The organism is Methylomicrobium sp. Wu6, from assembly GCF_035916875.1.
Lineage (GTDB): Bacteria > Pseudomonadota > Gammaproteobacteria > Methylococcales > Methylomonadaceae > Methylomicrobium.
The window spans coordinates 76,889-102,218 of the sequence record NZ_JAXUHN010000090.1; the positions used below are offsets into that span (position 1 = coordinate 76,889).

Sequence of the window (25,330 nt, forward strand, 5' to 3'; positions counted from 1 at the left end):
ACAGCCTGTTAAGGCCTGCGACACTATTGGGCTGTCACAATCAACTATAATCTTAAACTCCGCTTGATTGGGCGCATCACGCCGTTTGAGTCTATACGCGCTTTTTATCAGGAAACGCCTGATATTTTATTATTAATTCAGACCTCTTAATCATGGGACAAAACAACTAACCCCTGGAAAAGCAGACGGAGTGGCCATCGCCGGAGGCGAGGGCCACTCCGCTATTCCGTTTAGGAATTATGGAGCCCGGTGATCAATACCCGGTACTATAAACCGACATGGCTGCATTGGTTTTAGTAACCGAACCGGTCCAGGTGCTCGGTAAGCTCGTCAGCGTTTTGGAAGCACTGGTCTCCATCAGGCTTGTCGATGATCCCACTTGGTCATGGAAAGCGATTTGTCCTTTCGATCCCAATATCGCAATCCAATAAGGTTGGCCCGCTGTTACCGAAGCAACTGGAATCGGCACCGAATTCCAGTCGCCAGCCTTAAGATTGCTTATCTTGCCTTGAGCAACAAGAGTTCCGGGATGACCGTTATTGTTTTTATAGATTCCGGCAACCAATTCCGTTGCAGTTGAGCTGGAGTCCAGATAGACCGGCACAGTGGTTATTGCGCTGGACTTCGCAGGTATAGCCTGGAACGCTTCGGCAACACCCTGAGGTCTGTAGTCGATCCATGGTTCTAGGTTTTTGTCCCCCATGACAAATTGAGGCGGATTTGAAACACTAATGGCGGTTGCTAAGTTGGTGTTGATTTCGGTTGCAGTCAAAGCACGATTGTAGATCCGCACCTCATCGATATAGCCTTTGAAATACTCGCCCCACTGGCTGTTGCCACCGATGCGCAACACGCCGGTGGATTGTTGAATCAGACCGCTTTGGGCACTATTGTCGACTTCGACGCCATTTACATAAAGCCGCTGATATTGCCCATCATAAGTCGCAACCAGATGGGTCCAGGTGTTTACCGGCAAACGATTCGGACCCTGAACGCCGCTGTAATCGCCATTATTAATATAAGAGATAGGCAAATTGACGTCCTCTTCGGAATAGAGCGCATACATTTCAGCTCCAGATGCTTCCTTCAATATGATTGTGTTGCCGCCATCGGTCTGTGACAACGGATACACCCACGCTTCAAGAGTCATGCCGGTTGAGAGATCCAGTGACGCACTGTCATTGACAGTGACCCAATTGCTGGTGCCATTAAACTGCAACGCTTTCCCGGAATGGCCGTTAGTGATTCTGACGGCCCCGTTAATCGTGCCGATATTTCCGTTACCCGAGGCATCAGCAACCTTTGTTCCACTGGCTTCCTCGAAGCCATAGGCTGCCACCAGGCCATTGTTACTGGTGGGTGATGATACAGTGCCGACTGTTGAAGAGGAGACACTGATGAAGTTATTGTTCGTTTTGGTATTGTTGCCGCCCGCGCCGGTGACTGTTAAGCTGACCGTGTAGGAGCCTGCTCCGCTGTAGGTATGGCTCGGGCTGCTCGCTGTGCTGGTCGAACCGTCGCCAAAGCTCCAAGACCAGCTGGTAATACTGCCTGTCGAAGCATCGGTAAAATTCACCGTGACCGGAGCAACACCTGAGGTCGGAGTGGCGGTAAAATTAGCGACGGGTGCCGGAGAGGTAACAGTAATAAAGTTCGACTTAGTTGTGGTGACATTGCCGGTGGAGCTGGTAACTGTCAGACTGACGGTATACGTCCCCGGATTCGAATAGGTCACCGTTGGATACTGACTGGTCGCAGACGGTATCGCTGGATCGCCAAAGTTCCAATTGTAGCCGGTGACCGTCCCTGTTGTGACCGGCGTAAAACTGACCACCAATGGATAAGTACCACTGGTTGCGCTCGCCGTGAAATCGGCTGTCGTCGATGTCGAAGCTGCGGGAACTGTCGCGCTCACTTCATTGGAAAAACCGCTTTCGGTGGTCTTGGTCGAATCATAGGCTTTCGCCGCAAAAAAATACGTCGTACCATCTTGCAGGCCGGTCATCGTATAGGCGGTCGTGTTGCCTACATCGATGCTTGAAGTGTAACTGCCGCTGCTTTGGCCGTAATATAGTTTATAACCGCCCACGGATGACGTGCTAGCATTCCAGGCCATGTTCAGGTTTCCCGCGGTGACGGTGCTGCTGAATAAAAGAAGGGCGAGCACAGATAGAAAAAAGCGCGAGAACTGCTTGCGTAACAAAGCGCTTAGAAAATAATTGTTCATAAAATCACCATAACCCTCTTAAAAATGTATGAATCGGCTTTAAGGGTAGTTGGCGACTTTTCTAAATATTGTGAAGAAGATCAATAATCAGGTGTGGACCAAGTATCGGTTTTTGTTTTGTGACGGGTTCGGTATTTTTAAGAATTTGAAAGTGGCACGATTTATTGAGCAGCGTTCATAATATTCATACGACGCCGTTATGATCCTGCCCCGATCTAGCGGACACTCGGCTAGGAGAGTGATCTCTAACCCCGAGGTCAACGATGAAAACCAAAAAAGAGTCAGATACCTCTTACCAGGACGAGAAGAAATCTTCCTCTGTACCAATCTTAGGGGGTAGCGTATCCTGAGCTACGCCCCGATTTCGGTTACTTCTACCGCTACATGCATATGGCTTGCTTGGCCGGCGTCGGCAATAAACGAGCCGGATACGGGGGGTGCCAATTCGGGGTGCCTGTTTACGGCCACGGTGATATGATCGTTGCCGACCACTTGGCCGGTTGTGGAGTCGAAGCCTTTCCATCCGGCGCCGGGCAGATAAACTTCCGACCAGGCGTGAGTCGAGCCTTGGCCCCGCGGGCGCATGGGCGTGTATAAGTAGCCGCTGACAAAGCGCGACGCCAAACCCAGGGAACGGCAGGCATCGATGAACAAGGTTGCAAAATCCCGGCACGAACCTGCGCGTCTGGCTAAAGTGGTCGCCGGTGTCTGCACGCCCGGTTCCTCCCGTTGTTGATAGGTAAATCCTGTCGCTATTGCTTTATTGATCCAATCCAGCAGAAGATAGGTCTCTACCACTTGGCCGCTCTGCCAGAATTGCTGTAGCCAGGCATACAGCAGCGGCCGGTCTTGACCAAAGATGACGGACAGATAGGGCGCCAAATCATCGCTCTCGGCGGGATTGTAGCGGAAAGGATAATAGACCGCGTAATCAGCGACCAGAAAGTTCAAAGGCTGGTCGTCGTAGTGCTGGAGGATCAGGCGACTGTCAATAGAAAGCCGGTTGCCGGATTCAGTAAAGGTCGCCACCGCCACGGAATTATCGTACACGTCGCGCTGCCATTGCAGTTGGTGGGCCGGAGATATCATCAACTCTGCCGATTCGATTCGAATGTCGTGCCCTTCACGTGGCCGCAACAGCAATCGGTGCGGCAAGAGGCTTACGTCGCTGGCGTACTGATAGGTGGTGATGTGCTCAATTTGCAGGCGTCGCATCGTTATCATTCCTGGGCTTGCGGTTATGCGCGGCTACGGCGAATTCACTTTAGGCGGGCTTGCCGTGGCAATCCGTATCGATCCAAATGAGACGATCCCTAAAACCACTTTGCGATAAGAATTCAATCAAAGCATTATCTTGCCAAGTTTATCCGTCATCAATTCTGTGAACCATAAATTACCGGCATAATCCATTTTGATCCGGTGCATCACCGTTCCCCTGCTGGGCAATGTGTGCGTGCTGAACGGTATACCTCCGATGTCAGGGGCGGTCAGATTGCGGATGGCCTTATCGAACTTCAGTAGATAGTCATAGCCAGCCGGATTAGGGTTGTTGGGGTTCACATAAACCTGTATCCACAAATTGTTCTCGCGGTCAAACGCCAGCGATCCGAGTATGTCATTCTTTTGCAGGGCGGGAACCGGATATTCGGTGATGTTGCCGTGCAGGTCGATCTTTCCTATTTTCACGCCCGCCTCTTCGGTAAACCACATGAACGGCTCCGTCGGGTCAGGAATGACCGCAATGGGCCGACTGTTCGGCGTGGGGATGTTGAATTCCCTGACCGCGCCATCGGTGGAAACATTGAGAATGGCGCTGCCGAGTAATTCGGTTCCCCATATAGTGCCGTTCGCTCCGGCGGAAAGAAAGATCGGCAATGCGGCCAGATTGTTCAATTGAAAATGCTCCACCCTGCCATCCGGGTTGATTTTTCCCACCGTGCTGGTGCGTTTGCCTGTGAACCAGATGGATTCTCCATCTGCATCCAGGCCTATACCATGCGGCGCGGGATTGATGGGCGTTTTTGCCCCCTGTGCATACAAGCTCACATCGATTTCTTTGACGATCTTTCCCTGTCCATCCAGTTGCACAACCAGGCCCGGAAATTCCAGCGAAACCCAAAGCCGTCCATGTTTATCGAACAATATGCCGTGCGGCCCGCTGCCATCCGGCATGGTGTAATAGTCGACGATCCGTCCTGCATAATCGAATTTGGCAATCCGGTGCATGTTTTGTCCGGTAACGTAGATATGCTCTTCATCGATAACCAGTTCATGAGTCGATCCATGGACTGAGCTGGGCCAGTTAAGGTTATATTCGGTAATTTTGCCGAAAGTTGCTGAAAGCGTTGGGTTCATGATCGATCTCCACATTCCGACGGTGCTGGTGAGTTTTCGGTTAAGGTAAGCGCATTAAGCCATATGTAGGCGGCCGGATGCAAACCGAATTGCCGGAAAACATGACTCGCTGAGATGAATTGGCTGTGCGTTTGCCGGCCGATTGTTGAGATCGAAATTCTAGTCCTGCCAAGTCTTGACGATGCCGGAACACATCCGGATTATCGTATAATAGACCTATTTCACCGGCTGTTTTGATGTCCCTTAGCGAAACCCTCAAGCAACTTTCCCGCCAATTACCGCAGTGTTTAAACCTGGACCGGCACGGCTTTAAACGCCAGGTCGACCGCCTGCGCGGCGAATATCAGAAAGGCAAGAATCCGGAAGCGCAGGTTGCCGCGCTGCAATTCCGGATTGAACAATCGGTTGCCAAACGTAACCGGCGGCTGGAAAGCGTACCGGCGCTGAATTTTCCCGATTTGCCGGTCACCGGCAAAAAGGACGAAATCGCCGAACTGATTAAGAACAATCAAGTAGTCATCGTCTGCGGCGAGACCGGTTCCGGCAAGACCACGCAGTTGCCGAAAATCTGCCTGTCGATCGGGCTCGGCGCGGCCGGCTTCATCGGTCACACGCAGCCGCGCCGGATTGCCGCGCGCACGGTCGCGGACCGGATAGCTGAGGAACTCGGCGAGCCGCTCGGCAAATCGGTCGGTTTCAAGGTGCGCTTTACCGACAAGACCCATGCCGATTCGCTGGTCAAACTGATGACCGACGGTATCCTGCTCGCCGAGACCCAGAACGATCCTTATCTGAATCAATACGATACGATCATCATCGACGAGGCGCACGAGCGCAGCCTGAACATCGACTTTCTGCTCGGCTACATGAAATGGCTGCTGCCTAAGCGGCCCGATCTGAAATTGATCATCACTTCCGCAACGATCGACCCGCAGCGCTTTTCGCGGCATTTTTTCGACGCGCCGATCATCGAAGTGTCGGGCCGCACCTATCCGGTCGAGATACGCTACCGTCCGGTCGAAGAGCCGGAAAAAGACGAGGACGGCAAGAACGCGGCCAATGACGAAACCAGCGACAATCTGCAACAGGCGATTCTGGAAGCAGTCGATGAACTGGTACGCGATTTGCGCGGCGACATTCTGGTCTTTATGAGCGGCGAGCGCGAAATTAAGGAAACGACCGAGTCGCTGAAAAAACATCATCCGAGCCAATACGAAATCCTGCCGCTGTATTCAAAACTCAGTGTCAGCGAACAGGAACGGGTGTTCAAGCCGAAAGGCGGCAAAATACGGATCGTGCTTGCGACCAACGTCGCCGAAACGTCGTTGACCGTGCCTGGCATTCGCGGCGTGATCGACACCGGGCATGCTAGAATCAGCCGCTACAGCCATCGCAGCAAAATTCAACGCTTGCCGATCGAGCGCATCTCGCAGTCGAGCGCGAACCAGCGGGCAGGGCGCTGCGGCCGTGTCGCCGAAGGCATCTGCATTCGCTTGTATTCGCCGGAGGATTATCAGGCGCGGTCCGAGTTTACCGAACCGGAAATCCTGCGCACGAATCTGTCCGCGGTTATCTTGCAGATGACCGCGCTGAATCTCGGCGACATCGAGGATTTTCCATTCATCGAGCCGCCCGAGGACAAGATGATCCGCGACGGCAAGACCGTGTTGCAGGAAGTCAATGCGCTCGACAAGCAGGGCAAACTGACCGACATCGGCAAGCAACTGGTCAAGTTGCCGACCGATCCGAAACTGGCACGGATGTTGATCGCGGCCGAAAAACAGCACTGCTTGACCGAAGTCGCGATCATCGTCTCCGCGTTGAGCATTCAGGACCCTCGGGAGAAGCCTGCCGACAAACTCGCGCAGGCCGAGGCGAAACAGACGCAGTTCCGGCATGAGGACTCGGATTTTTTGACCTTGCTGAATCTTTGGAATCAGTTCGAGGAGCAGAAGAAGCATCTGTCGAATAGCAAGTTGCGTAAATTCTGCAGCGACCATTTTCTGTCCTATATCCGGATGCGCGAATGGCACGACATTCATGCGCAGATCATGCAGGTGATCAGGGGCGACCTGAACCTGAAGATGAACATGGTCGAGGCCAGCTATGTGGAAATCCATCGAGCGCTGTTACCGGGCTTACTTTCGAATATCGGATTTCGGCACGAGCAATACGAATATCTCGGCGCGCGCGGGCTGAAATTCTTCATTTTTCCGGGCTCCGGCCAGCACAAGGCGCGGCCGAAATGGATCATGGCGGCCGAGCAGGTCGAGACCAGCAAAGTTTATGCACGCACGGTTGCGAAGATCGAGCCGGAATGGATCGAGCAGTGCGCCGAGCATCTGGTCAAGCGCAACTACTACGACCCGCACTGGGAAAAGAAGGCCGCGCGCTGTGCGGTGTACGAGCGCACCTTATTGTTCGGCTTGACCCTGCAGGCCGGCCGCAAGGTGCCGTACGAACACGTCGATCCGAAGGCAGCGCGTGAAATCTTCATCCGTTCGGCGTTGGTGGATCATGATTATCATAGCAATGCACCGTTCTATGTCTCGAATCAGAAATTGCTCGAAGAGGTCGGCTATATCCAGCACAAAGGCCGCCGGGTCGATCTGATCGAGGACGAGGAATGGTTGTACCAGTTTTACGACAAGAAACTGCCGGTCGAGATCGTCAGCGGCATCGCGCTCGATCAGTGGCGCAAGAAAGTCGAGCGCGACAATCCGAAAATCCTGTTTTTGACCAAGGAGGACCTGACCCGCGAGCAGGAGCATACGGTCAACGAATGGGACTACCCCGACAGCAAGAAGGTCGGCAATCTGACGATCGCGCTGCAATACCGCTTCGAGCCCGGACACGACGAGGACGGGGTCACCGCGATCATTCCGGTGCATCAATTGAATCAGGTCTCGCAAATCCCGTTCGACTGGCTGGTGCCGGGGTTGCTCGAAGAAAAATGCGTCGCGTTGATCAAGTCGCTGCCGAAGCCTATCCGTAAACATTTTGTGCCGGTTCCGGAAACGGTAAAGCAATGTCTGGAGATAGAGCCGGATTTCAAGGGTTCTTTGTATGAGTGGCTGGGCAACAGGCTCAAAAAACTGACCGGCGAGGCGATTCCATTGAATGCCTGGAATCCCGAGTCTTTGCCCGAACATCTGAAAATGAATTTCCGGGTGATCGACGATCAGGGCAAACTGCTCGATTACGGCCGCGATCTGAAAAAACTCCAGGCTAAACATGGGGCTGTAGCCGGCGACAGCTTCGACCAGTTGGCGGCCGACGAATTGAATTACACCGGCTGTATTCAATGGGCCTTCGACGATCTGCCGGACACCCGGCAATTCATGCAACGCGGCCAGACGTTCATAGGCTATCCGGCGATCGTCGATGAGGGCGACGGGGTCGGCGTGCGCCTGTTCGACACCGAACGGAAGGCCGCGCAACAGCATCAGGCGGGTTTGATGCGGCTGTATCAGTTACAGTTGCGCAAGGAATGCACCTATATCCAGAAAAACGCGCCGCAATCGGCCGCCGCTGAACTGGCCTATCAACGCTTGCCGAAACATCCAATCATCCAATATCAGCCGTCCGGCTCGTACAAGGAGGATCTGCTGTTTTGCGTCTTGAGCCATGTGTTTATCGAAGGGCGGACGATTCGCAGCAAGATGGCGTTCGAGCGCAATTTGCAGCAATATAAGCCGAACCTGATCAGCGCTGCCAATGAAATCGGCAAGATCGTTTTGGAAATCATGCAGCAATATGCCGAGATCAAAACCCTCCTCGGGCGTCTGAATGCAAACGACCCTTTGGCCAAGGACGTCAACCAACAACTCGATTTGCTGATTTACGCGGGCTTCATCCGCCATACGCCGCACGATCAACTCAAGGCGATCCCGCGCTACCTGAAAGCGGCCCTGTACCGGCTGGACAAGCTCGGCAACGATCCGCAAAAAAATCAGGAAATCCAGCGCTATGCGATCCGCTTCTGGCAGGACATCGAGAAAAAATCGAAAAAGGAAACGATCATCCCCGAACAGGACCCATTCCGTTGGGCACTCGAGGAGTTCCGGGTGTCGCTGTATGCGCAGCAATTAAAGACTGCTTATCCGGTATCCGCGAAAAGGCTCGAGAAAGCCTGGGACGAAAGAGGTTGAGCTTAAATTCGAATATTCGAGCAAAATAATTTTGAATCAACAACAGTTATGCACAGCGGAAATCAATGACTTACAAGGTGTCAAGCGATAGGTTCAAAATATCTTCAAAACACATGTAAGTCATTGATTTATTAATGCCTGAGCGGATTGGTTCGTTTTTATACAAACTGACTAAAGTGTAATAAAAACGGCGCTTTTGCGCTTTAGGAAACAATCTATCCACAAAGTTATCCACAGGTTTTGTGAATAAAATTTCCTGATTACTGACAAGCTTCAGCCAAAATCGAAATGGCGATAAGCCGGCACCCCCCCCTAAGCACCGTCATCCCAGCATGGATTGCTGAGGTCCAGAACACACGGATGTGAATTCTAAGGCTACTTCGGTGGCAGGTTACATCCCTGTGATCTGGATACCGGCAGTCCATGTCGGTATCACGATCGCTCGAAGAGTTGACTGTTGGCTGAAAGTTGTTCGTAATCAGGCAAGGCTTTAATGCGTGGTTTTTTCCGGAGCAGCTTATTTATCCCGCCCGGAACGATACATCTAACCTCCCCGCCAGTTATGAAACTTCGCCAGCCATTTCAGCAAAATCTCCGGTTGGTGGACCCTGCGGGCCGGGGTTTGCAACCCCGACCTAAACGTTTCAAACCAACCACGCAACTTCGGCAAAACGTTGTGGACGGGTTTACAAAACCCGCCCGGTCGGAAGGTCCGCAATTGGCCGGTTTGAGCCGATCAATTTTAGTGAGCCTTTACTTTTTTCAGCGTGTAAGCGAAATTACAAACTCATTTCTGAACATGTCGGATCAAATTCAGGCTTTTACAGATAAGAATTTATGCACAGCGGAAATCAATGGCTTACAGCGTATCAAGCGCGGTTTTAAAAAATTTCAAAATATGACGTAAGTCATTGATATTTTTATCTTGTCGGCGGGTTGATTCGTTTTTATACAAATTAACCAAACTATAATAAAAACGGTACTTTTGCGCTCTCTAAAACAATCTATCCACAAAGTTTTCCACAGGTTTTGTGAATAAAGTTTGGGTTCGCGGTTTCCCGCGGAGGCTTGTTGATCCGCTCGTAACTCTCCATCTAACCCCGCCGCCAGGTGTGAAACTTCGCCAGCCATTTCAGCAAAATCTCCGGTTGGTGGCCGCGTTTCCAGACGCCTGCCGCGTATTTGTTCGCTTCAGCCAGGGTCGGGTAGATATGAATCGTGCCGAGGATTTTGTTCAGGCCGATGTTGTGCTTCATCGCGAGGATGAATTCGGCGATCAGATCACCGGCATGTTCGCCTGCGATCGTGACGCCGAGTATCTTGTCCTTGCCGGGTACGGTTAAAACTTTCACAAAACCCTGCGCTTCGCCGTCCGCGATCGCCCGGTCGAGGTCGGCGAGATTGTAGATGCTGACTTCGTAGGAGAGGCCTTGGGCTTTCGCCTCCTGTTCGTTCAGTCCGACGTGCGCGATTTCCGGTTCGGTAAAGGTTGCCCAGGGAATTACCGAATAGTCGGTACGGAATTTTTTGATGTCGCCGAACAACGCGTTGGCTGCCGCGTACCAGGCCTGATGCGCGGCGGTGTGGGTGAACTGATAAGGGCCGGCGACGTCGCCGCAGGCAAAGATATGCCTGAAGTTGGTCGCCTGAAACGCATCGACCCGTATCGATTTATTCGGCGACAGCGCTACGCCGAGTTCTTCGAGGCCGTAGCCGGTGACGTTGGCGGCGCGTCCCAATGCGACCAGCACGTCGTCGAAAGGGATTGTCACCGTTTTGCCGTCATGCTCCGCAAACAGGATTTTCTCGCCATTTTGGATAATGAATTGTTTGGCGGTGTGGCTTAGTTTCAAATCGATGTTTTCACTTCGAAACCGGGCTTCGATCAATGTGGAGACTTCCGGATCTTCGCGCAGCAACAAGCGCGGCGCCATTTCGATCAGGGTCATCTGGATGCCGAGGCGGGCAAAGCATTGCGCCAGTTCGCAGCCGATCGGACCGCCGCCGAGTATCAGAAGACGCTTCGGCGCCGTGCGCAGGTTCCAGACAGTGTCCGATGTCAGATAACCGGTCTGTTCAAGTCCCGGAATCGGTGGGACTAGGGGATGCGCGCCGGCGGAGATCACGATAGCGCGTGCGGTGATGTTGCGTGTGCCGGTTTCTTCGGTGATTTCGATCGTCCAGGGCGAAATGAGCTTGGCGCTGCCGGTCGCGACTTCGACGCCGAGGCCGGTATAGCGTTCGATCGAATCGTGCGGCGCGACCGTTTTGATGACGGTTTGCACGCGCTCCATGATCTCGCCGAAAGCGAATTCGGCAGGCATTTGTTTGATGCCGAATTCGGCGGAACGCTTGCCGAGCGCGAGCAAGCGTGTCGCTCGGATCAATGCCTTGGACGGCACGCATCCGGTGTGCAGGCAGTCCCCGCCCATGCGATGTTTTTCGATCAGGATCACCTTGGCTTTGACCGCGGCCGCGATATAGGACGTGACTAGGCCGGCCGAGCCCGCGCCGATCACCGCGATGTTGTAGTCGAATTTTTTCGGGGGCTTTAGATTGGCGGCAGTATCCGGTTTCATCGGGGTAGTGTCTCCACGAATTTTTTCGCGGCAAGCGGAAATAGGCCCAATAACGCAAATGCGCCGACCAAGGGCGGCGATAAGATGCCGGACAAGGAGTCGATCTTGGCCAATTGCGTACCCGCATTCACATAAACCAAGGTGCCGGCCAGCATGCCGATCTGGCTAACCCAGTAAAAAGTCACGGTTTTGATCGCGGTCAATCCCATCGCGAGATTGATTACGAAGAACGGAAACAGCGGTACCAGGCGCAAGCTAAATAAATAATAAGCGCCGTCCTTCGTTACGCCGGCATCGATCGCGGCAAGGCGGTCGCCGAAATTGGCCTTGATGGTGTCCCGAAACAGAAATCGCGCGGCGAGAAATGCTAGCGTCGCGCCGATGCTCGATGCGAACGAGACGATCAATGTACCCCACCAGAGGCCGAACAGCGCCCCGCCGGCCAGCGTCAGCACCGTTGCGCCGGGCAGAGACAAGCCGGTCACTGCGATATATATCACCGCATAGGCAAGGGTGGCCATGAGAGGACGGGCGTCGCGGAAGGCCGTCAGGCGGACATATTCGGTCTTGATACGCGCGAGCGTCAGCCATTGATCGAGATCGAAAAGAAAAAAAGCGCCAATGGCGATGGCGATGATCGTAAGCAGTCGGATTTGTAGGGGCGTCATCGTTTTATCCCGTTCAAATTGATCAAAGATCGGTCGAATAACCGTAAGAACCGCGACAATGTTTTATTGTACAATGCGCGCATGTTAACAACGTTTACTTCAATTCATGCCATTTTCCCTGATGCTGCTCGACGGAGGCAGCAGAATCCCACCCTTGGCGTTGGCGAAACGGCAATGCCTTGCCTTGCTGTACATAGGCGTTGATAGGGATTAGAATCATAAAGTTCATCCCGTGGGCCGTCAACTGTGCCGCAGCGGGCGCTGGGTTCCTTCTTTATTTCCAGGGCATGCTTTTGATCACCTCATGAATTTGTTGACCCGAATAGCCTTTATCGAAGAAATTGGGCGGATCGCCGAAACCAGCCAGCAGCAATATACGCTGCTATATGCGGAGATCAATCATACCTTGCAAATCGCCAGTCTGACCCAAGGCACTGCGGCGGCGGAAGCGCTTTTGAGCCGGATTCAGGCGCTGATCGTCGGTAAGGTGGCATCCATTGCGGGCGCGAGCATCGGCAAACTGGACCGCAACCGCTTCGGCATCCTGCTGAGATTGCCGGTTGCGGAAAGTATGGAGTTCGCCCAGCAACTGGCGAATCTGCTCGATCAACAGTGCATCATCGTTGCTGACATTGCGTATTATCCGAAGCTAATCATCGGCGTGACCTCGCCGTCACCCGAATACAAAACCCCGGAACGCATTCTGGCCGCGGTGGACGAGGCGCTGTTTCAAGCCAAACGGGCAGGCAACAGCGTGGTCAAGCTGATCGAATACGACGATGTGGTCCTGCATGAATATTACGATCTGTTGAAACTGTTGCCTGAACTCAGGGAAGGATTGACCAATCATTCTTTCGTGCTGTTTGCGCAGCCGATATTGCCGATCAACGGCGCGAACGCCGAAAAAAAAGCCGAAGTGCTGCTGCGTTATAAAGACGATCAGGGCGACAGCCAGACGCAAAGACGCTTGTTGCGGGCCGCCGAGCTGTTCCACATCAGCCGGGAAGTGGATCTTTATGTCGTACAGCAGTTTTGCCGCTATCTCGCCGAAAATCCCCAGCCTGTCATTTATTCGCTGAATATTTCCGGCAGCACGATCCGTTATCCGGGCTTTATCGAGAAAGTCGAACAGAGTTTTAACTATTACGGAATCGATGCCAGCAAAGTCTGTTTCGAAATCACCGAAACGGTCGCCGATCATGACTATCAGAATGCCAGCGAATTCATGCGCCTGCTGAAAGACAATCTGGGCTGCTTGCTGTCGCTGGATGATATCGGCATCGGTTCGAGCAATCTTGCCAATCTATCCAAATTCAATGTCGATTTTTTCAAGATCGACGGCCTGTTCATGCAGGATCTCTTACAGTGCCCTTATTCCGAACTGGTGGTCAGCTTCATTACCGCGGCGGCCAAATTGTTTAATAAGGAAACAGTCGCCGAGTATGTCGAAAATGCCGAGCAATTGGAGAAATTGAAGGTTTTGGGTGTCGATTATGCGCAGGGTTATTATGTCGGCAAGCCTTCGTTGTTGTTTGATCCGGCGCAAAGCGTATAAAAACTTGGCTTTCCGCCTCTCTTAACAATTTTGCAAACCGGCGTGGGAATAATTGGCTTTTTGCCTGGCATGGGGTAGATTGTTCAGACTAAAATTTTAATAAACCATAATAATTATGTCCGATTCCTTAACTTTCATGATCCATGGCGGCGCCGATCACGGTGGCGGTATTGCTGAAACGGTGGCCGTTCTGCTCGGTTTTCTCGAAAAACTGGCCGGCATGGAGCCGCCGGAAATTTTTGCGGCGGTTCTGCCCGGCATTGCCGCAATGCAGAATATCCATCCGTTACTGGTGCATTTCCCTATCGCGTTTTTATCGGCTTTTTTTGTGCTCGATCTGGCCGGAAGCCTGTTCAAAAAGGCGAATTGGCGTGGGGTCGCGAGCTGGCTGTTGTATCTCGGCGCTATCGCCTCGATTTTTACAGCGACCGCCGGGTTTATCGCGGCGAATTCAGTCCCGCACGGGGAAAACGTGCATGCAATCATCGAGCGGCATGAGCATTTCGGCATCACAGTGGTGACTTTTGCCGTGTTGCTGTCCGCCTGGCGCGCGTTCAAAGGTGGTGCGATCGAAGGCGCCGCGAACAGTCTGTTTCTGATCCTGGCTGCGGTTATGTGCGGCATCATGGCGTTGGGCGCGGATTTGGGCGGTTTGATGGTTTATCATTACGGCGTGGCGGTGTCCGCGGTGCCGGTGAGCGAAGAGGCATTGATGCACAACCATGACGAGGACGATCATCACGATCATGGGCATAGTCATGACTCCGAGTCGATTGACCAACATGGGCCTGTCATCGATCCCGCTCATGAGCACGACCCCGTTCCTGTGCCCGCTGGGCCCGAGCAAACTCATGACCATCAGCATGAACATAATCATGCTCATGAGCACAGTCACGAACATCCGGCTGCGAGCAAATGAGCAACATCAAAGCCCATAAAGCTTGCGTTTGCGCCAGAATGTCGCGCGGCTCATGCCGGCGAGCCGGGCCGCTTCGGTAACCCGTCCGTGGCTTTGCAGCAGCGCTTCGCCGATTGCCTGTTTTTCCTGCTCAGGACTGCGCATTGGGAGTAGTTTGGCGGCAGATGAGATCATTTTCGGTTCGGTAAATTCCGGCGGCAGTTCCGCCAAGCGTAATGTCGCGCCGCGTCCGACCGCGAACGCATACTCGATTACATTTTGCAATTCCCGGACATTGCCCGGCCAGTGATAATCGAGCAAAAGACGCATCGCTTGCGGGTCGATCTTGTCGATTTTTCTGAATTTGCGCGCATTATGCTGCGTGATGAAGTGCCAGATCAGCAGGTTGATGTCCTCACGTCGCTCCCGTAAAGGCGGGATGAAAATTGGCACGACGCGCAGACGGTACATCAAATCTTCACGAAAATGACCGTTCCTGACCTCTTCCCGTAACGACCGATGCGTCGCCGCAACGATGCGCACGTCCGCGTCAAGCAAATGGTCACCGCCGACCGGCATGAAATTTCTTTCCTGGATCACCCGAAGCAGTTTGGCCTGCAATTCCAGCGGCAATTCGGCCACTTCGTCCAGAAACAGCGTGCCGCCTTCGGCGCGTTGAAACACGCCTTTGTGATCCTTGATCGCGCCGGTAAAGGCCCCGCGCACATGCCCGAACAGTTCGCTTTCCAGCAGATTTGCGGACAGTGCCGCGCAATTGACGGCCAGAAACGGCGCGTTTTTGCGCGCGCTGAGATCATGAATCGCCTTCGCGACCAGTTCCTTGCCGGAACCGCTCTCGCCCCGGACCAATACGGTCGCCTCGGTCTCGGCCGCATTGCGGATAATCTGGAATACATTGCGCATCGCCGGCGAACGGCTGATGATGCCTTGAAAGTTTTGCTCCTGTTCGGAGTTGGCCCGCTGATTGGTGGCCGTATTTTCTGCCGCAGCGGCCGGGGTCAACAGTGCGATGCCTCCTGCCGTAGCGCCGTGCCGGTCATAGAGTAGGCGGGCGGATTGGTGCAGGGTCGGCATGCCTCTTTCCTGCTGCGTAGTGTGAATCGTGCGAAGCGTGTCCGCAATGATTATGAATTCCGGCGGACAGATTTTTTCCGGATTGATGCCGGTTAGCTGTGTAGCGCCCTGGCTCCAATACAGAACGTTTTGATCCGAGTCGACGATGTAAAACGCGAAGCTTTTACACATTTCGAAAATAGAGGCAAGAGACGAACGGCTGTCGAGCCGCTCGATCCAGTGGTCCGGCAGGTTTAAAGTGTCAGGCATTCAATCTGGCGGTAATTCATCGAAAGGGCAGTGGCTTGTATGCAGGAGTCGATATTAGCCGAGCCGGGCAAACAAATCAATCATGCCGCCAGACTTCTCTGAAGTATAATTTGCCTTTTGCAAATTCAGTTCAGGACCGAAAGTGATCGATCAAATCAATGCCTTGCTGCCACAAACGCAGTGCGGCAAATGCGGCTATCAGGGCTGCCGGCCTTATGCGGAGGCTCTTGCGGCCGGCGCTGCCGACATTAACCGTTGTCCGCCCGGCGGTGAGGAGGGTATTTTGGCGCTGGCGAATTTTTTGGGCGTCGCACCGAAGCCGCTCGATTCCGGTTGCGGGGCGCATAAACCCGCAGCCGTTGCATTGATCATCGAAGAAGACTGTATCGGCTGCGTGAAATGCCTGGGCGCCTGTCCTGTCGATGCGATTGTGGGGGCGGCCAAACACATGCATACGGTGATCGCATCGGAATGCACCGGCTGTGAGTTATGCATCGCGCCGTGCCCGGTCGATTGCATCGTGATGCAGGAGACGCCGGCAGAAAGCTTAAGCCTTGCCGGGCGGTTGAAACCGCTGCGTGCGGAATTGGCCAAGAGCCGCTACGAGATGCGCAGCCTGCGCAGAGCGCGCGAAGAGGCCGAAAAAGCGGCGCGGGCGCGTGAGAAGAAAGCGGCGTTAATCGTGAAAATGCAGTCCGCAGCTAAGCTGTGATGCAATTATTGTGGCCGGCAACGTGCGCTAAGGATTCGGCCACAGGCATCCATCGGAACGATGCCGGAAGTCTTCATCCGATTTTCTCGCGGCTCGCTGTCGAATAGCGCAGACCAATAGATAGAAAAAACTGCACGCCAAAGATCAGATTCGCCATCAGCAGATGCACCGGCTGCGCGGCTGGCGGCATGCCGAGCCGGTCGAGCGTGATGCCGGCAATGATCGCGGTGACAATCAGACTGATCAATACATAACCGGTACGCAGGAACAGGTTTTGCCGGTCGAATGCCTGACGCAGTTTCCAGACCAGCCAGAGGTTCGTAAACAGGATGATCGACGAGAACGATCGGTGCACGTAGAAAATAATCGGAAAATCGTCGCGCCAGTATTGCCGATCGATATAAGTGTGTTCGTGCGCGATGAAATCAACCGCCTCGCGCACTTGCGTACCCATCGCGACCTGTAGCAAGGTCATCCCCATTGCGGCCGTCAGAACCTTTTGGAAACGGGACGTCAGCCGGCTGCTGTCGATGAGGCCAAGCGAACTGCGCTGAGAACGGGCGATCGTGTAGATCACCAGCGCCACGATCAACAAGGCCATCAGCATGTGCAGTGTGATCATGTAGGGTTTTAGGTTGCTCGCGACGACCGATGAGCCGAGCCAGCCCTGAAAGCCGATCAAAAATAGATTGGTCAGTGACAAATAGAAAATCGGTTTGTCGCGTTTTAGAAAAATGCGTGACGCCCAGGCGGTCAGTAACACCAGAAAACCGGTGGTCGCGCCGATCAGCCGATTCGAGTATTCAGTCCAGGTTTTGACCGGGTTGAACTCAGTATTTTCGTAACCGCGCTGCGCGTAAATCTGATGATAATCGGCCGGTAACTGCGCTTCGTCGGTCGGCGGAATCCATCGTCCGAAGCAGGTCGGCCAATCCGGGCAGCCCATGCCCGCGCCGGAAGCACGGACGACGCCGCCCGCCAGGATCACCAGATACACCGCGAAAATGGTCAGTAGACCCAGGCGGCGGAAATTCAGAATGGCTTGATCGTTCATGCGTAATCGAGAGGTAACAAGCGGAGGGTGGCTTCGGGATGATCCTTCAGCATTAAGTCGTATTCGCCGTTTTCGGAGATCAGCAGGACAGCCAGCAGATGGCAAATCCCGCCGTGGCCGATCGCGGTTAACACCTGGCCGCGGCTTTGTTCGCCGCCGTTACGGTCCAGAATGCTCGCATTAGGCTCGGGCGCCGCGTCGAGCGCACATTCGGCCAGAAACAACGCGCGCTTGGCCTTGCCCAGATAGTGCGTGCGCGCGACGATTTCCTGGCCGGTGTAACAGCCCTTCGTGAAGCTGACGCCGCCCAGTTTGTCGAGATTCAGCATTTGCGGAACGTGTTCTTCCGAGGCGGCCCGGCTTAGCCAGGGAATACCGGCGAGTAGATCGAGCAAGCGCCAGTCTTCCGAATTTCCGGGAGCAAAGCCTTTCTCGGTCAGATGTTCGCTCCACAGTGTAATGGCGTGTTCCGTGTCGGCAATCGTGAGCGTGCGGGGCGGTGAAGAACCGAGCGAAATCGTTACTCCACCCTCGTTGCGGCAGGTTGCAAACCGCCGTTCGGCCACTGGTTCGTTGCCGCTGATTCCAAGCAGGCACAAGTCGTCCGACCGGTCGGTTAATCTTATATCCGAGCGCAGCACATATTTTTGCAGGCGGTTTTTGACCGGTTCCAATAACTCCAGCGGCAACACAAGCAGATAATCGTCCGCTTGCTTGGCGAGCAGAAATGTCGCGATCGCGCGGCCTTTCGGATTGCAAAACGCGCCGGTACGCGCCTGGGTTTCAGTCACTTCGAAAACATTACAGGTCGCTTGGCCCTGTAACAATTTCGCCGCATCCTTGCCGGAAACCGATAATACGCCCAGATGGCTGATCGGGTAGATGTGGGGTCGGTCGAGCTGGGTTTTGGAGAAAACGATGCGGTCACCGTTTTCAAAAACAGCGTGTTCGGCCAGTAGAAAGCTTTTCCATTGCGGATTCATGAAGCGCTTTAAAAGTAAAAATGCCTATTATACCGTGTTATGACTCGCGGACCTGTAGCCGATGAGGGCGGCGCAGAGTATGGGCGCGTTGATATGCGCGGGATTAATCCCTGAAATTGATGTACTGCAACGGCATCTCCAGCTTTTCCTGCTTCAACATCTGAATCACGTCCTGCAAATCATCGCGCTGTTTGCCGGTTACTCGCACCTGATCGGCCTGGATTGCAGCCTGCACTTTCAATTTTTTGTCCTTGATCAGTTTGACGATTTTTTTGGCGAGCATGCTCTCGATGCCTTGTCTGAGCGTGATTTCCTGGCGCACGATTTTGCCGCTGGCTTTCGCTTCGGCGATGTCCAGGCAGACGATATCGATGCCGCGTTTGGTCAGTTTGGTCTGTACGATGTCGAGCATCTGTTGCAGTTGAAATTCCGAGCCGGATGTCATCAGCAGTTTATTGTCGCTCAGTTCGTAGCTGGAGTTCGTACCTTTGAAGTCGAAGCGGGTCGAGACTTCCTTGTTGGCCTGGTCAACCGCGTTACGGGCTTCTTGTTTGTCGAATTCTGAGACGATGTCGAAAGAGGGCATTTTTAGGTGTTTGTATGGTTAGGGTATAGAATTTTACTATAATAACTAAGGATAATTCGACACGGTTCAATTTAGAATCAGCCCGCAACCCTGATTCAAGGAGCGCCATGCGGATGCTCATATATCTCTTTTTTCGCAGTTGTGCTGTCTGCTGATGGCGGATGGCTGCGTAAAGGTTTTGCCGCCGCTGCAAATCGACACCGACAAATGGACCGGGCATCAAACGTTGTATCTGGCGAAAGTTTACACTGGTTCGATTCACGGGCGCTCAAGCCGATTAAAATGCCTTCCGCGACGGCGGTGGCGAGCGCTTTGCTCAATGAGTGGCTGGATAAAACACTGACGTTGATGTAATACCCGTTTGATTTGCGTATCATTTTGACGATGGATCTTGCGATCGGCGCCGATGACTTGCTTGCCAAGCATGGGATTCTTTCGCCTGCCGCACTGAAAGACACGCGCGTTAGCGTTGAAAATAGCGTCTTTGGCGCGGTTTTGCTGGATGCGGCGTTGCGGGCCGGAAGACCTCAGGCCGGGGATATCCCGTTAGAGACGGTCCCGGCGAATCCCCACGAACATTATTATACTAAGTGATAAAGCCGATGCGCTAGTGACGTTCGAGCCGCACAAATCCCGACTTTTCGCGGCGGGTGCACGCAGCGTGTTCGATGGTTCCGAGATGCCGGATTGCAAGCCAAGGTGGATGATTTGCACTCGATGATGCGACTGCGGCAACCGTTATATATGAAGGATGATAGCGATGAGATTCCGAAAGGGCGTTTTGCCGCATGAATAGACGAAACCGAGAAGCCTGGATGTCTGAATGAAAAGACGGACCTTCCGTTCCTACCGTCTCAAAATATGGCTGCCACTCAGCAGTTTTTTGTTGTTCTTTTGTCTATTGTCCGGTGTGGTATGGGGCGATTATCGTAATACGTTGGAGTTGGCGCAGCAACGCACCGAAAGCACGCTGCAGGGTATTCTCAAACGGCTGAAAATGCGTCTCGAAGATGCGATAGCCAAGGATGAGCGAGAAGAAATCGACCAAGACTTCAATTTGATCGACTTGCAATCCGGCACCGAAGCGATTGCGCTAATCGATGATCGGGACGCGGTCGTAGCGTCGAACAATCCCATCTGGAGGCATCGGCCTGCTTCGGAAACACTTCCCGGCTTCGATCGTGGACGCTTGGCTCGGGCGCGTCTGACGCTTCACATCGATATGCGCTACGATCCGCAAAGTCAACGTTATACGGTCTATGTGCCTGTGCGGTTCCAGAGCGGCAAACATGCGTTGCGCTCTCCGAATATCGGCGCGGTTTATTACGTGTACGATAATTCCTACGTCGAAAGCGCGATGTGGCGGCAATTGATCAACAATTACGCGTTGGTTTGGCCGGCCATTTTGGTGGTGTTCGTGTTGTCCTGGCTTATTTGGAACTTCCTGCTGTTTCGGCCGCTACAGCATTTGCTGCCGTTCATCAAGCAGATTGCCGCTAACGATCCGGCTGCAAGAAATCCGTTGACCGGAGATGGCGAGCTGGCCCAACTGGGACGTATGCTGGAACAAAATCATCAGACCCAGCAACAGACGCTGAGAACCCTCAAACAGGGCGAGCACGTGTTGGCTGTGACCTTGCAATCGGTCGGCAACGGCCTGATCACGACCGATACGCAAGGGGTAATCGCCACCATGAATCCGATCGCGGAGCAATTGACCGGCTGGCCGGCGGCAGAAGGCATTGGACAGCCGGTCGAGAAGGTCCTCTGTGTCATCAATGTGAATACCAGCGAAGTGATTTCTTTGCCGATTCGGCACGTGCTCAAGACACGGCAATTGATCCGGCAAACTCATCAGGTTCTGTTGCATTCCCGTACTGGTAATACGTTTCATATTGAAATCAGTTCTTCGCCGATACTGGATGATGAAGGCGATCTCTATGGAGTCATTCTGACTTTTAACGATGTTTCGGACAAATATCGTTTGCGGGAACAGTTACATAACGAGAAGCGCTATCTTCAGCATTTGATCGATTACAGCGCTACGGCGATTTATTCGCTATTACCCAAAACTAAACCCGAAGAAGGCTTCCGATTCAACTATGGTTCGATCCGGTTGGAACAGCTTAGCGGCTTTAGCATTCATGAATGGGAAACCGTGGAGGATTTATGGCGATCGAGAGTCCATCCCAATGACCTCGAACGCGTTAAGGATGCCGTACAGCAAGCCGTCAAGAAAGGCCGGATTGTAGAGTGCTATCGATTTTTACACGGCGACGGACGCTACCGGTGGATTGAGGATCATTTGACCTCACTGACCAATGCGGCCGGCGAAACTTACGAATTGTTGGGCGATTGGCTCGATATTACCGAAATCCGAGAGGCCGAGCTGAAAAGCCAAATGTTGGGCGTGATGCTTGATCAGTCGATCAACGAAATCATGGTCATCGACAGCAAAACCCTGTATTTTCTCCATGTGAATGAGGGTGGCTTGAACAATTTGGGTTACAGTCTGGCTGAGTTCGTTAAAATGACGCTGCTCGATGTCTATCCGCAGTACGATATGGAGACGTTGGCGCGGCTGATCGCGCCGTTGTTGCTCGGCAAGCAATCGCGACTGCATTTCGAGAGCGTGCATAGGCGCAAAGACGGCTCCCGTTATCCGGTCGAAGTCTGGCTGCAATTTCATCATAACGCTTCCGATATGTTGATTGTGACCGCGCTCGACATTACCCAGCGCAAGCAACAGGAAGAAAAAATAAAACGCCTGAACAATTTCTATGCGGTCTTGACCAAGATCAATCAGGCGATTGTGCAAATTCGGAACGAGGCCGAGTTATTTGCGGATGTCTGCGAAATCGTGCTCGAAATGGATGTTGTGCGTATGGTCTGGATCGGCAAACTGGATGCTGCAACGGCGACGATCCTGCCGGTCGCGGCAACCGGCGACCGACTTCATTATCTGGATGAATTGATGATCTCGATCAATCCGGATTTACCTGAAGGTCAGGGGCCTGCGGGCACCGCGTTTCGCGAAAACCGCATCGTGGTGGTCAATGATTTTCAACACGATCCGATGACCGCACTCTGGCATGACAATGGAAGCCGGCTTTTCGGCTGGAAAGCTTCCTGCGGGGTGCCGATCATGCTGAATCATCAGCCTTATGCGTTGTTGAATGTATATGCGGATCAAGTGCATTTTTTCGATGCCGAAGTGCTCGATTTGCTGACTGAATTGAGTCTCGATCTGTCGTTTGCGCTGGGATTGTATGCGCGCGAGGCGGTGCGGCGCTCGGCCGAGCAAAAGATGGAGCTTTGGGCGAAGGTGTTCAGCCAAAACCGCGAAGCGGTGATCATCGCCGATCACGACAATCGGATCGTTTCGGTCAATCAGGCGTTTACTCGCATTACCGGATATGAAGAGCATGACGTGTTGGGCAAAAATTCGCGGCTGTTGTCATCCGGTCTGCACGGCAAGGATTTTCATCGCCTATTGTGGAAAAGTCTGATCGAAAACGATTTCTGGCAAGGCGAACTGGTCGAGCGCAAAAAGGACGGCAGTTTGTACACCGAATGGCTGTCGATCAGCGTAGTGCGAGATGAGGCCGGCGGCATCGTCAATTATATTGCGATCTTCACCGACATTACCCAGCTCAAGGCCGCCAAGCAGCAAATCGAGTATATGGCGCATTATGACGCGCTGACCGGATTGCCGAACCGTCTATTGCTGAAGGCGCGGGTCGATCACGAGATTTCGATCGCTGATCGCAACAAGCAAACGTTTGCGTTATTGTTCATCGATCTGGATCATTTCAAAAACATCAACGATGCGTTGGGGCATTCGGTCGGCGATCAGGTGCTGATCGAAGTCGGCAAAAGACTCTTGGCCGCCGTGCGCGATGAAGATACCGTGGCTCGTGTCGGCGGCGATGAATTCAATATTCAACTGGCCAATACTGACTGGCACGGCGCGGCGGCGGTTGCAAAAAAGATCATCTCCGCGCTGGATGAGGCGATCCATTATCAACATTATCAACTGCATATTCAGCCTTCGATCGGGATCGGTTTGTATCCTGAAAACGGCGACAACTTCGAAACCTTGAGCCGAAACGCAGATACCGCGCTATACAAGGCCAAGGAGCACGGGCGTAATCAATATCAGTTTTTTACGCCGGCGATGCAGCAACAGACGCAGCGGCGGATGGAACTGGAAAGGCATTTGCGCAATGCGCTGGAGAACAAGGAATTGACGGTTTTCTATCAGCCGCTCTTCAATACCAAGACGCAGCGCATCAACGGCGCTGAAGCCTTGTTGCGCTGGCGGCATCCCGAGTTGGGCTGGGTGTCGCCGAGCGAATTCATCCCGATTGCCGAGGAATGCGGCCTGATTTTATCGATCGGGGACTGGGTGCTCGAACAAGCGATTGTCCAGGCCCGGCGCTGGCATGAAGCGAGTTATCTGGTGTCGGTGGCGGTCAATTTGTCGTTGGCCCAATTTAGAGCCAATACATTGTATGAAACGGTCCGCTATTTTCTGGAAAAATATCAGTTGCCGCCGCGTTTTCTGGAACTGGAACTGACCGAAAGCATTGCGATGCATAATGTCGAGGCAGCGATCGAAATTACCCGGCAATTGAGCGAACTGGGCGTCGAGATTTCGATCGATGATTTTGGTACCGGTTATTCGTCGCTGAGTTATCTGCAGCGGTTTTCTCTGAACAAATTGAAGATCGACCAATCCTTTACCCGCAGCATGGCCGATAATAAGGAAAGCGAAAACATCGTTGATGCGATCATCAGTTTGGCGAAGAGTCTAAAAATGAAAACAATTGCCGAAGGCGTCGAAACCGAACAGCAGTGGGCCAGTTATTTGCAAAAAGACTGCGATGAAATTCAGGGTTTTTATTTCAGTAAGCCGGTTCCGGCCGATGAGTTTGGCGAATTACTCAAGCGCTACTGCTGAGATAGACTCTCCTGAAGCCATTGCTTGCTAAAGTCGTTGATCGCCTCGATGCGCAGACGGCGTATCGCCTTACCGATCTCCGGGCCATTCAGGTTGCCGTTCAGTATCGGCGCGGTATCCGCCGCGGCGCCGGCCTTGGCGGCACCGCGTATGAAGTCGGCCTGTGGATAAGGCCGGTTTTCAAAGCCGGTGCGCCCTCTGGCGTCCGCTTCGCAAGCCAATAAAAAATCTTCGAGCAGCGAATGCCGAGGTTTGAAGGCACCGAGCGCGGCCAGCGTGTCGGTCAGCGTGCCGGGCCGCAGTTCAAATGCTTTATGGCAGTGGGTATGAAAGCGCGCGACCTGCATCGCCAGCGCTTTGTAAGCATTCGGCACACGCAAGCGGACACACATCACTTCAAGTACGTCGAGCCCTTTTTGCTCATGATCGTAATGATGCGGCCAGTTTTCTTTCGGAGTGACGCCCTTGCCGAGATCATGCGTCAGCGCGGCGAATCTTACGATGGGTTTGTCGGATAACAGCGCTGCTTGTTTGAGGCATAGCAGGGTATGCACGCCGGTATCGATTTCGGGGTGATGTTTTTCGGGCTGCGGCACGCCGAACAGGCGGTCGATTTCCGGAAAAACGGCCGCGAGTGCATCGCAGTCTTTGAGAGTTTGGAAAAACGCTGCGGGGCAGGGCTCTTTCAGCGCCTTGATCAGTTCGGCCCAGACGCGTTCCGGGACCAGAAAATCGGCTTCGCCGGCGGCGACCATTTGTTTCATCAGAGCGTTCGTTTCCGGCGCGATCGTGAAGCCGAGAGACCGATAACGGGCCGCGAAGCGAGCGATGCGCAGAATACGCACCGGATCTTCCGCGAAAGCCGGCGAAACATGGCGCAGGATGCGTTTTTCCAGATCGGCGCGTCCGCCATAAGGATCGACGAGCCTGCCTTCGGGAGTCAATGCCATCGCATTGATCGTCAGATCGCGGCGCAGCAAATCCTGTTCCAGTGTCACGTCCGGCGCCGCATCGACCGCAAAGCCCTTGTAGCCGGGCGCGGTTTTCCGTTCGGTCCGGGCCAGCGCGTATTCCTCATGGCTATACGGGTGTAGAAACACGGGAAAATCCTTGCCGACAGGCCTGAAGCCTTGGCGCATCATCGATTCTGTGGTCTCGCCGATCACCACCCAATCGCGTTCCTCTACCGGAAGACTCAGCAAACTGTCACGCACCGCGCCGCCGACCAGATAAATTTCCATGTAACTTCACTTTG

Annotated in this window: 19 protein-coding genes; 8 read left to right on the forward strand and 11 right to left on the reverse strand. The window is 53.5% G+C overall.

Features of this window, described 5'->3' with window-relative positions:
* Window positions 1-253 precede the first annotated feature (253 nt).
* The 3 genes from U2W12_RS16080 to U2W12_RS16090 all read right to left on the reverse strand — a co-directional run bounded on the left by U2W12_RS16080 (window position 254) and on the right by U2W12_RS16090 (window position 4,582).
* Window positions 254-2,227, reverse strand: coding sequence for a LamG-like jellyroll fold domain-containing protein (locus tag U2W12_RS16080; protein WP_326501709.1), 1,974 nt, complete (start codon window positions 2,225-2,227; stop codon window positions 254-256).
* Window positions 2,228-2,578: 351 nt separating this feature from the next.
* A complete protein-coding gene (locus tag U2W12_RS16085) occupies window positions 2,579-3,442 on the reverse strand; it encodes a transglutaminase family protein (RefSeq protein ID WP_326501710.1) in 864 nt (287 codons plus the stop codon).
* A gap of 126 nt (window positions 3,443-3,568) precedes the next feature.
* Window positions 3,569-4,582, reverse strand: coding sequence for a hypothetical protein (locus tag U2W12_RS16090; protein ID WP_326501711.1), 1,014 nt, complete (start codon window positions 4,580-4,582; stop codon window positions 3,569-3,571).
* Between the two features lie 236 nt (window positions 4,583-4,818).
* Between U2W12_RS16090 and hrpA the strand changes: the two genes are divergently transcribed.
* Together hrpA and U2W12_RS16100 are read left to right on the forward strand one after the other, a co-directional pair.
* Window positions 4,819-8,733, forward strand: coding sequence for an ATP-dependent RNA helicase HrpA (hrpA, locus tag U2W12_RS16095; RefSeq protein WP_326501712.1), 3,915 nt, complete (start codon window positions 4,819-4,821; stop codon window positions 8,731-8,733).
* A gap of 562 nt (window positions 8,734-9,295) precedes the next feature.
* The gene (locus U2W12_RS16100; RefSeq protein WP_326501713.1) at window positions 9,296-9,640 is read left to right on the forward strand and encodes a hypothetical protein; all 345 of its coding nucleotides are present in this window, start codon (window positions 9,296-9,298) and stop codon (window positions 9,638-9,640) included.
* Window positions 9,641-9,827: 187 nt separating this feature from the next.
* Here the strand turns inward: U2W12_RS16100 and U2W12_RS16105 are convergent, their stop codons facing one another.
* The 3 genes from U2W12_RS16105 to U2W12_RS16115 all read right to left on the reverse strand — a co-directional run bounded on the left by U2W12_RS16105 (window position 9,828) and on the right by U2W12_RS16115 (window position 12,200).
* Window positions 9,828-11,312: an FAD-dependent oxidoreductase gene (locus U2W12_RS16105; RefSeq protein WP_326501714.1), complete on the reverse strand. Its 1,485-nt coding sequence runs from the start codon at window positions 11,310-11,312 to the stop codon at window positions 9,828-9,830.
* Window positions 11,309-11,980, reverse strand: coding sequence for a TVP38/TMEM64 family protein (locus U2W12_RS16110; RefSeq protein WP_326501715.1), 672 nt, complete (start codon window positions 11,978-11,980; stop codon window positions 11,309-11,311). Before U2W12_RS16110 ends, U2W12_RS16105 begins: the two co-directional genes overlap by 4 nt.
* A 94-nt stretch (window positions 11,981-12,074) precedes the next feature.
* Complete coding sequence (locus U2W12_RS16115) at window positions 12,075-12,200, reverse strand: hypothetical protein (RefSeq protein WP_326501716.1); 126 nt, start codon at window positions 12,198-12,200, stop codon at window positions 12,075-12,077.
* A gap of 84 nt (window positions 12,201-12,284) precedes the next feature.
* On the opposite strand from U2W12_RS16115, the gene U2W12_RS16120 reads away from it, so the two are divergent.
* Together U2W12_RS16120 and U2W12_RS16125 are read left to right on the forward strand one after the other, a co-directional pair.
* A complete protein-coding gene (locus tag U2W12_RS16120) occupies window positions 12,285-13,535 on the forward strand; it encodes a GGDEF domain-containing protein (RefSeq protein ID WP_326501717.1) in 1,251 nt (416 codons plus the stop codon).
* Window positions 13,536-13,650: 115 nt separating this feature from the next.
* Window positions 13,651-14,454, forward strand: coding sequence for a DUF2231 domain-containing protein (locus U2W12_RS16125; protein ID WP_326501718.1), 804 nt, complete (start codon window positions 13,651-13,653; stop codon window positions 14,452-14,454).
* A 6-nt stretch (window positions 14,455-14,460) separates the two neighbouring features.
* Here U2W12_RS16125 and U2W12_RS16130 read toward each other — a convergent pair whose 3' ends face one another.
* Complete coding sequence (locus tag U2W12_RS16130) at window positions 14,461-15,777, reverse strand: sigma 54-interacting transcriptional regulator (RefSeq protein ID WP_326501719.1); 1,317 nt, start codon at window positions 15,775-15,777, stop codon at window positions 14,461-14,463.
* 142 nt (window positions 15,778-15,919) lie between these two features.
* On the opposite strand from U2W12_RS16130, the gene U2W12_RS16135 reads away from it, so the two are divergent.
* Complete coding sequence (locus U2W12_RS16135) at window positions 15,920-16,489, forward strand: RnfABCDGE type electron transport complex subunit B (protein WP_326501720.1); 570 nt, start codon at window positions 15,920-15,922, stop codon at window positions 16,487-16,489.
* A 73-nt stretch (window positions 16,490-16,562) separates the two neighbouring features.
* Here U2W12_RS16135 and U2W12_RS16140 read toward each other — a convergent pair whose 3' ends face one another.
* The 3 genes from U2W12_RS16140 to U2W12_RS16150 form a co-directional block, all read right to left on the reverse strand.
* Window positions 16,563-17,543, reverse strand: coding sequence for a COX15/CtaA family protein (locus U2W12_RS16140; protein WP_326501721.1), 981 nt, complete (start codon window positions 17,541-17,543; stop codon window positions 16,563-16,565).
* The gene (locus U2W12_RS16145; protein WP_326501722.1) at window positions 17,540-18,526 is read right to left on the reverse strand and encodes a folate-binding protein; all 987 of its coding nucleotides are present in this window, start codon (window positions 18,524-18,526) and stop codon (window positions 17,540-17,542) included. Before U2W12_RS16145 ends, U2W12_RS16140 begins: the two co-directional genes overlap by 4 nt.
* A 103-nt stretch (window positions 18,527-18,629) precedes the next feature.
* Window positions 18,630-19,112, reverse strand: a complete 483-nt coding sequence (locus tag U2W12_RS16150) for a YajQ family cyclic di-GMP-binding protein (RefSeq protein WP_326501723.1) — start codon at window positions 19,110-19,112, stop codon at window positions 18,630-18,632.
* 141 nt (window positions 19,113-19,253) lie between these two features.
* Between U2W12_RS16150 and U2W12_RS16155 the strand changes: the two genes are divergently transcribed.
* The 3 genes from U2W12_RS16155 to U2W12_RS16165 all read left to right on the forward strand — a co-directional run bounded on the left by U2W12_RS16155 (window position 19,254) and on the right by U2W12_RS16165 (window position 24,075).
* Window positions 19,254-19,466 carry a hypothetical protein gene (locus tag U2W12_RS16155; RefSeq protein ID WP_326501724.1) on the forward strand — a complete coding sequence of 71 codons (213 nt, stop codon included), beginning with the start codon at window positions 19,254-19,256 and terminating at the stop codon, window positions 19,464-19,466.
* Between the two features lie 12 nt (window positions 19,467-19,478).
* Entirely contained in the window at window positions 19,479-19,706 is a 228-nt protein-coding gene (locus U2W12_RS16160) for a hypothetical protein (RefSeq protein WP_326501725.1), read from the forward strand.
* A gap of 229 nt (window positions 19,707-19,935) precedes the next feature.
* Window positions 19,936-24,075, forward strand: a complete 4,140-nt coding sequence (locus U2W12_RS16165) for an EAL domain-containing protein (RefSeq protein ID WP_326501726.1) — start codon at window positions 19,936-19,938, stop codon at window positions 24,073-24,075.
* On the opposite strand, the gene U2W12_RS16170 is transcribed toward U2W12_RS16165, so the two are convergent.
* Window positions 24,066-25,316 carry a multifunctional CCA addition/repair protein gene (locus U2W12_RS16170; protein WP_326501727.1) on the reverse strand — a complete coding sequence of 417 codons (1,251 nt, stop codon included), beginning with the start codon at window positions 25,314-25,316 and terminating at the stop codon, window positions 24,066-24,068. The genes U2W12_RS16165 and U2W12_RS16170 overlap by 10 nt on opposite strands.
* Window positions 25,317-25,330 lie beyond the last annotated feature (14 nt).

Coding starts and splice junctions, on each gene's coding strand:
- U2W12_RS16080 (WP_326501709.1), bottom strand. CDS start 2,227: ATGAACAATTATTTTCTAAGCGCTTTGTTACGCAAGCAGTTCTCGCGC.
- U2W12_RS16085 (WP_326501710.1), bottom strand. CDS start 3,442: ATGCGACGCCTGCAAATTGAGCACATCACCACCTATCAGTACGCCAGC.
- U2W12_RS16090 (WP_326501711.1), bottom strand. CDS start 4,582: ATGAACCCAACGCTTTCAGCAACTTTCGGCAAAATTACCGAATATAAC.
- hrpA (WP_326501712.1), top strand. CDS start 4,819: ATGTCCCTTAGCGAAACCCTCAAGCAACTTTCCCGCCAATTACCGCAG.
- U2W12_RS16100 (WP_326501713.1), top strand. CDS start 9,296: ATGAAACTTCGCCAGCCATTTCAGCAAAATCTCCGGTTGGTGGACCCT.
- U2W12_RS16105 (WP_326501714.1), bottom strand. CDS start 11,312: ATGAAACCGGATACTGCCGCCAATCTAAAGCCCCCGAAAAAATTCGAC.
- U2W12_RS16110 (WP_326501715.1), bottom strand. CDS start 11,980: ATGACGCCCCTACAAATCCGACTGCTTACGATCATCGCCATCGCCATT.
- U2W12_RS16115 (WP_326501716.1), bottom strand. CDS start 12,200: ATGATTCTAATCCCTATCAACGCCTATGTACAGCAAGGCAAGGCATTG.
- U2W12_RS16120 (WP_326501717.1), top strand. CDS start 12,285: ATGAATTTGTTGACCCGAATAGCCTTTATCGAAGAAATTGGGCGGATC.
- U2W12_RS16125 (WP_326501718.1), top strand. CDS start 13,651: ATGTCCGATTCCTTAACTTTCATGATCCATGGCGGCGCCGATCACGGT.
- U2W12_RS16130 (WP_326501719.1), bottom strand. CDS start 15,777: ATGCCTGACACTTTAAACCTGCCGGACCACTGGATCGAGCGGCTCGAC.
- U2W12_RS16140 (WP_326501721.1), bottom strand. CDS start 17,543: ATGAACGATCAAGCCATTCTGAATTTCCGCCGCCTGGGTCTACTGACC.
- U2W12_RS16145 (WP_326501722.1), bottom strand. CDS start 18,526: ATGAATCCGCAATGGAAAAGCTTTCTACTGGCCGAACACGCTGTTTTT.
- U2W12_RS16150 (WP_326501723.1), bottom strand. CDS start 19,112: ATGCCCTCTTTCGACATCGTCTCAGAATTCGACAAACAAGAAGCCCGT.
- U2W12_RS16165 (WP_326501726.1), top strand. CDS start 19,936: ATGAAAAGACGGACCTTCCGTTCCTACCGTCTCAAAATATGGCTGCCA.
- U2W12_RS16170 (WP_326501727.1), bottom strand. CDS start 25,316: ATGGAAATTTATCTGGTCGGCGGCGCGGTGCGTGACAGTTTGCTGAGT.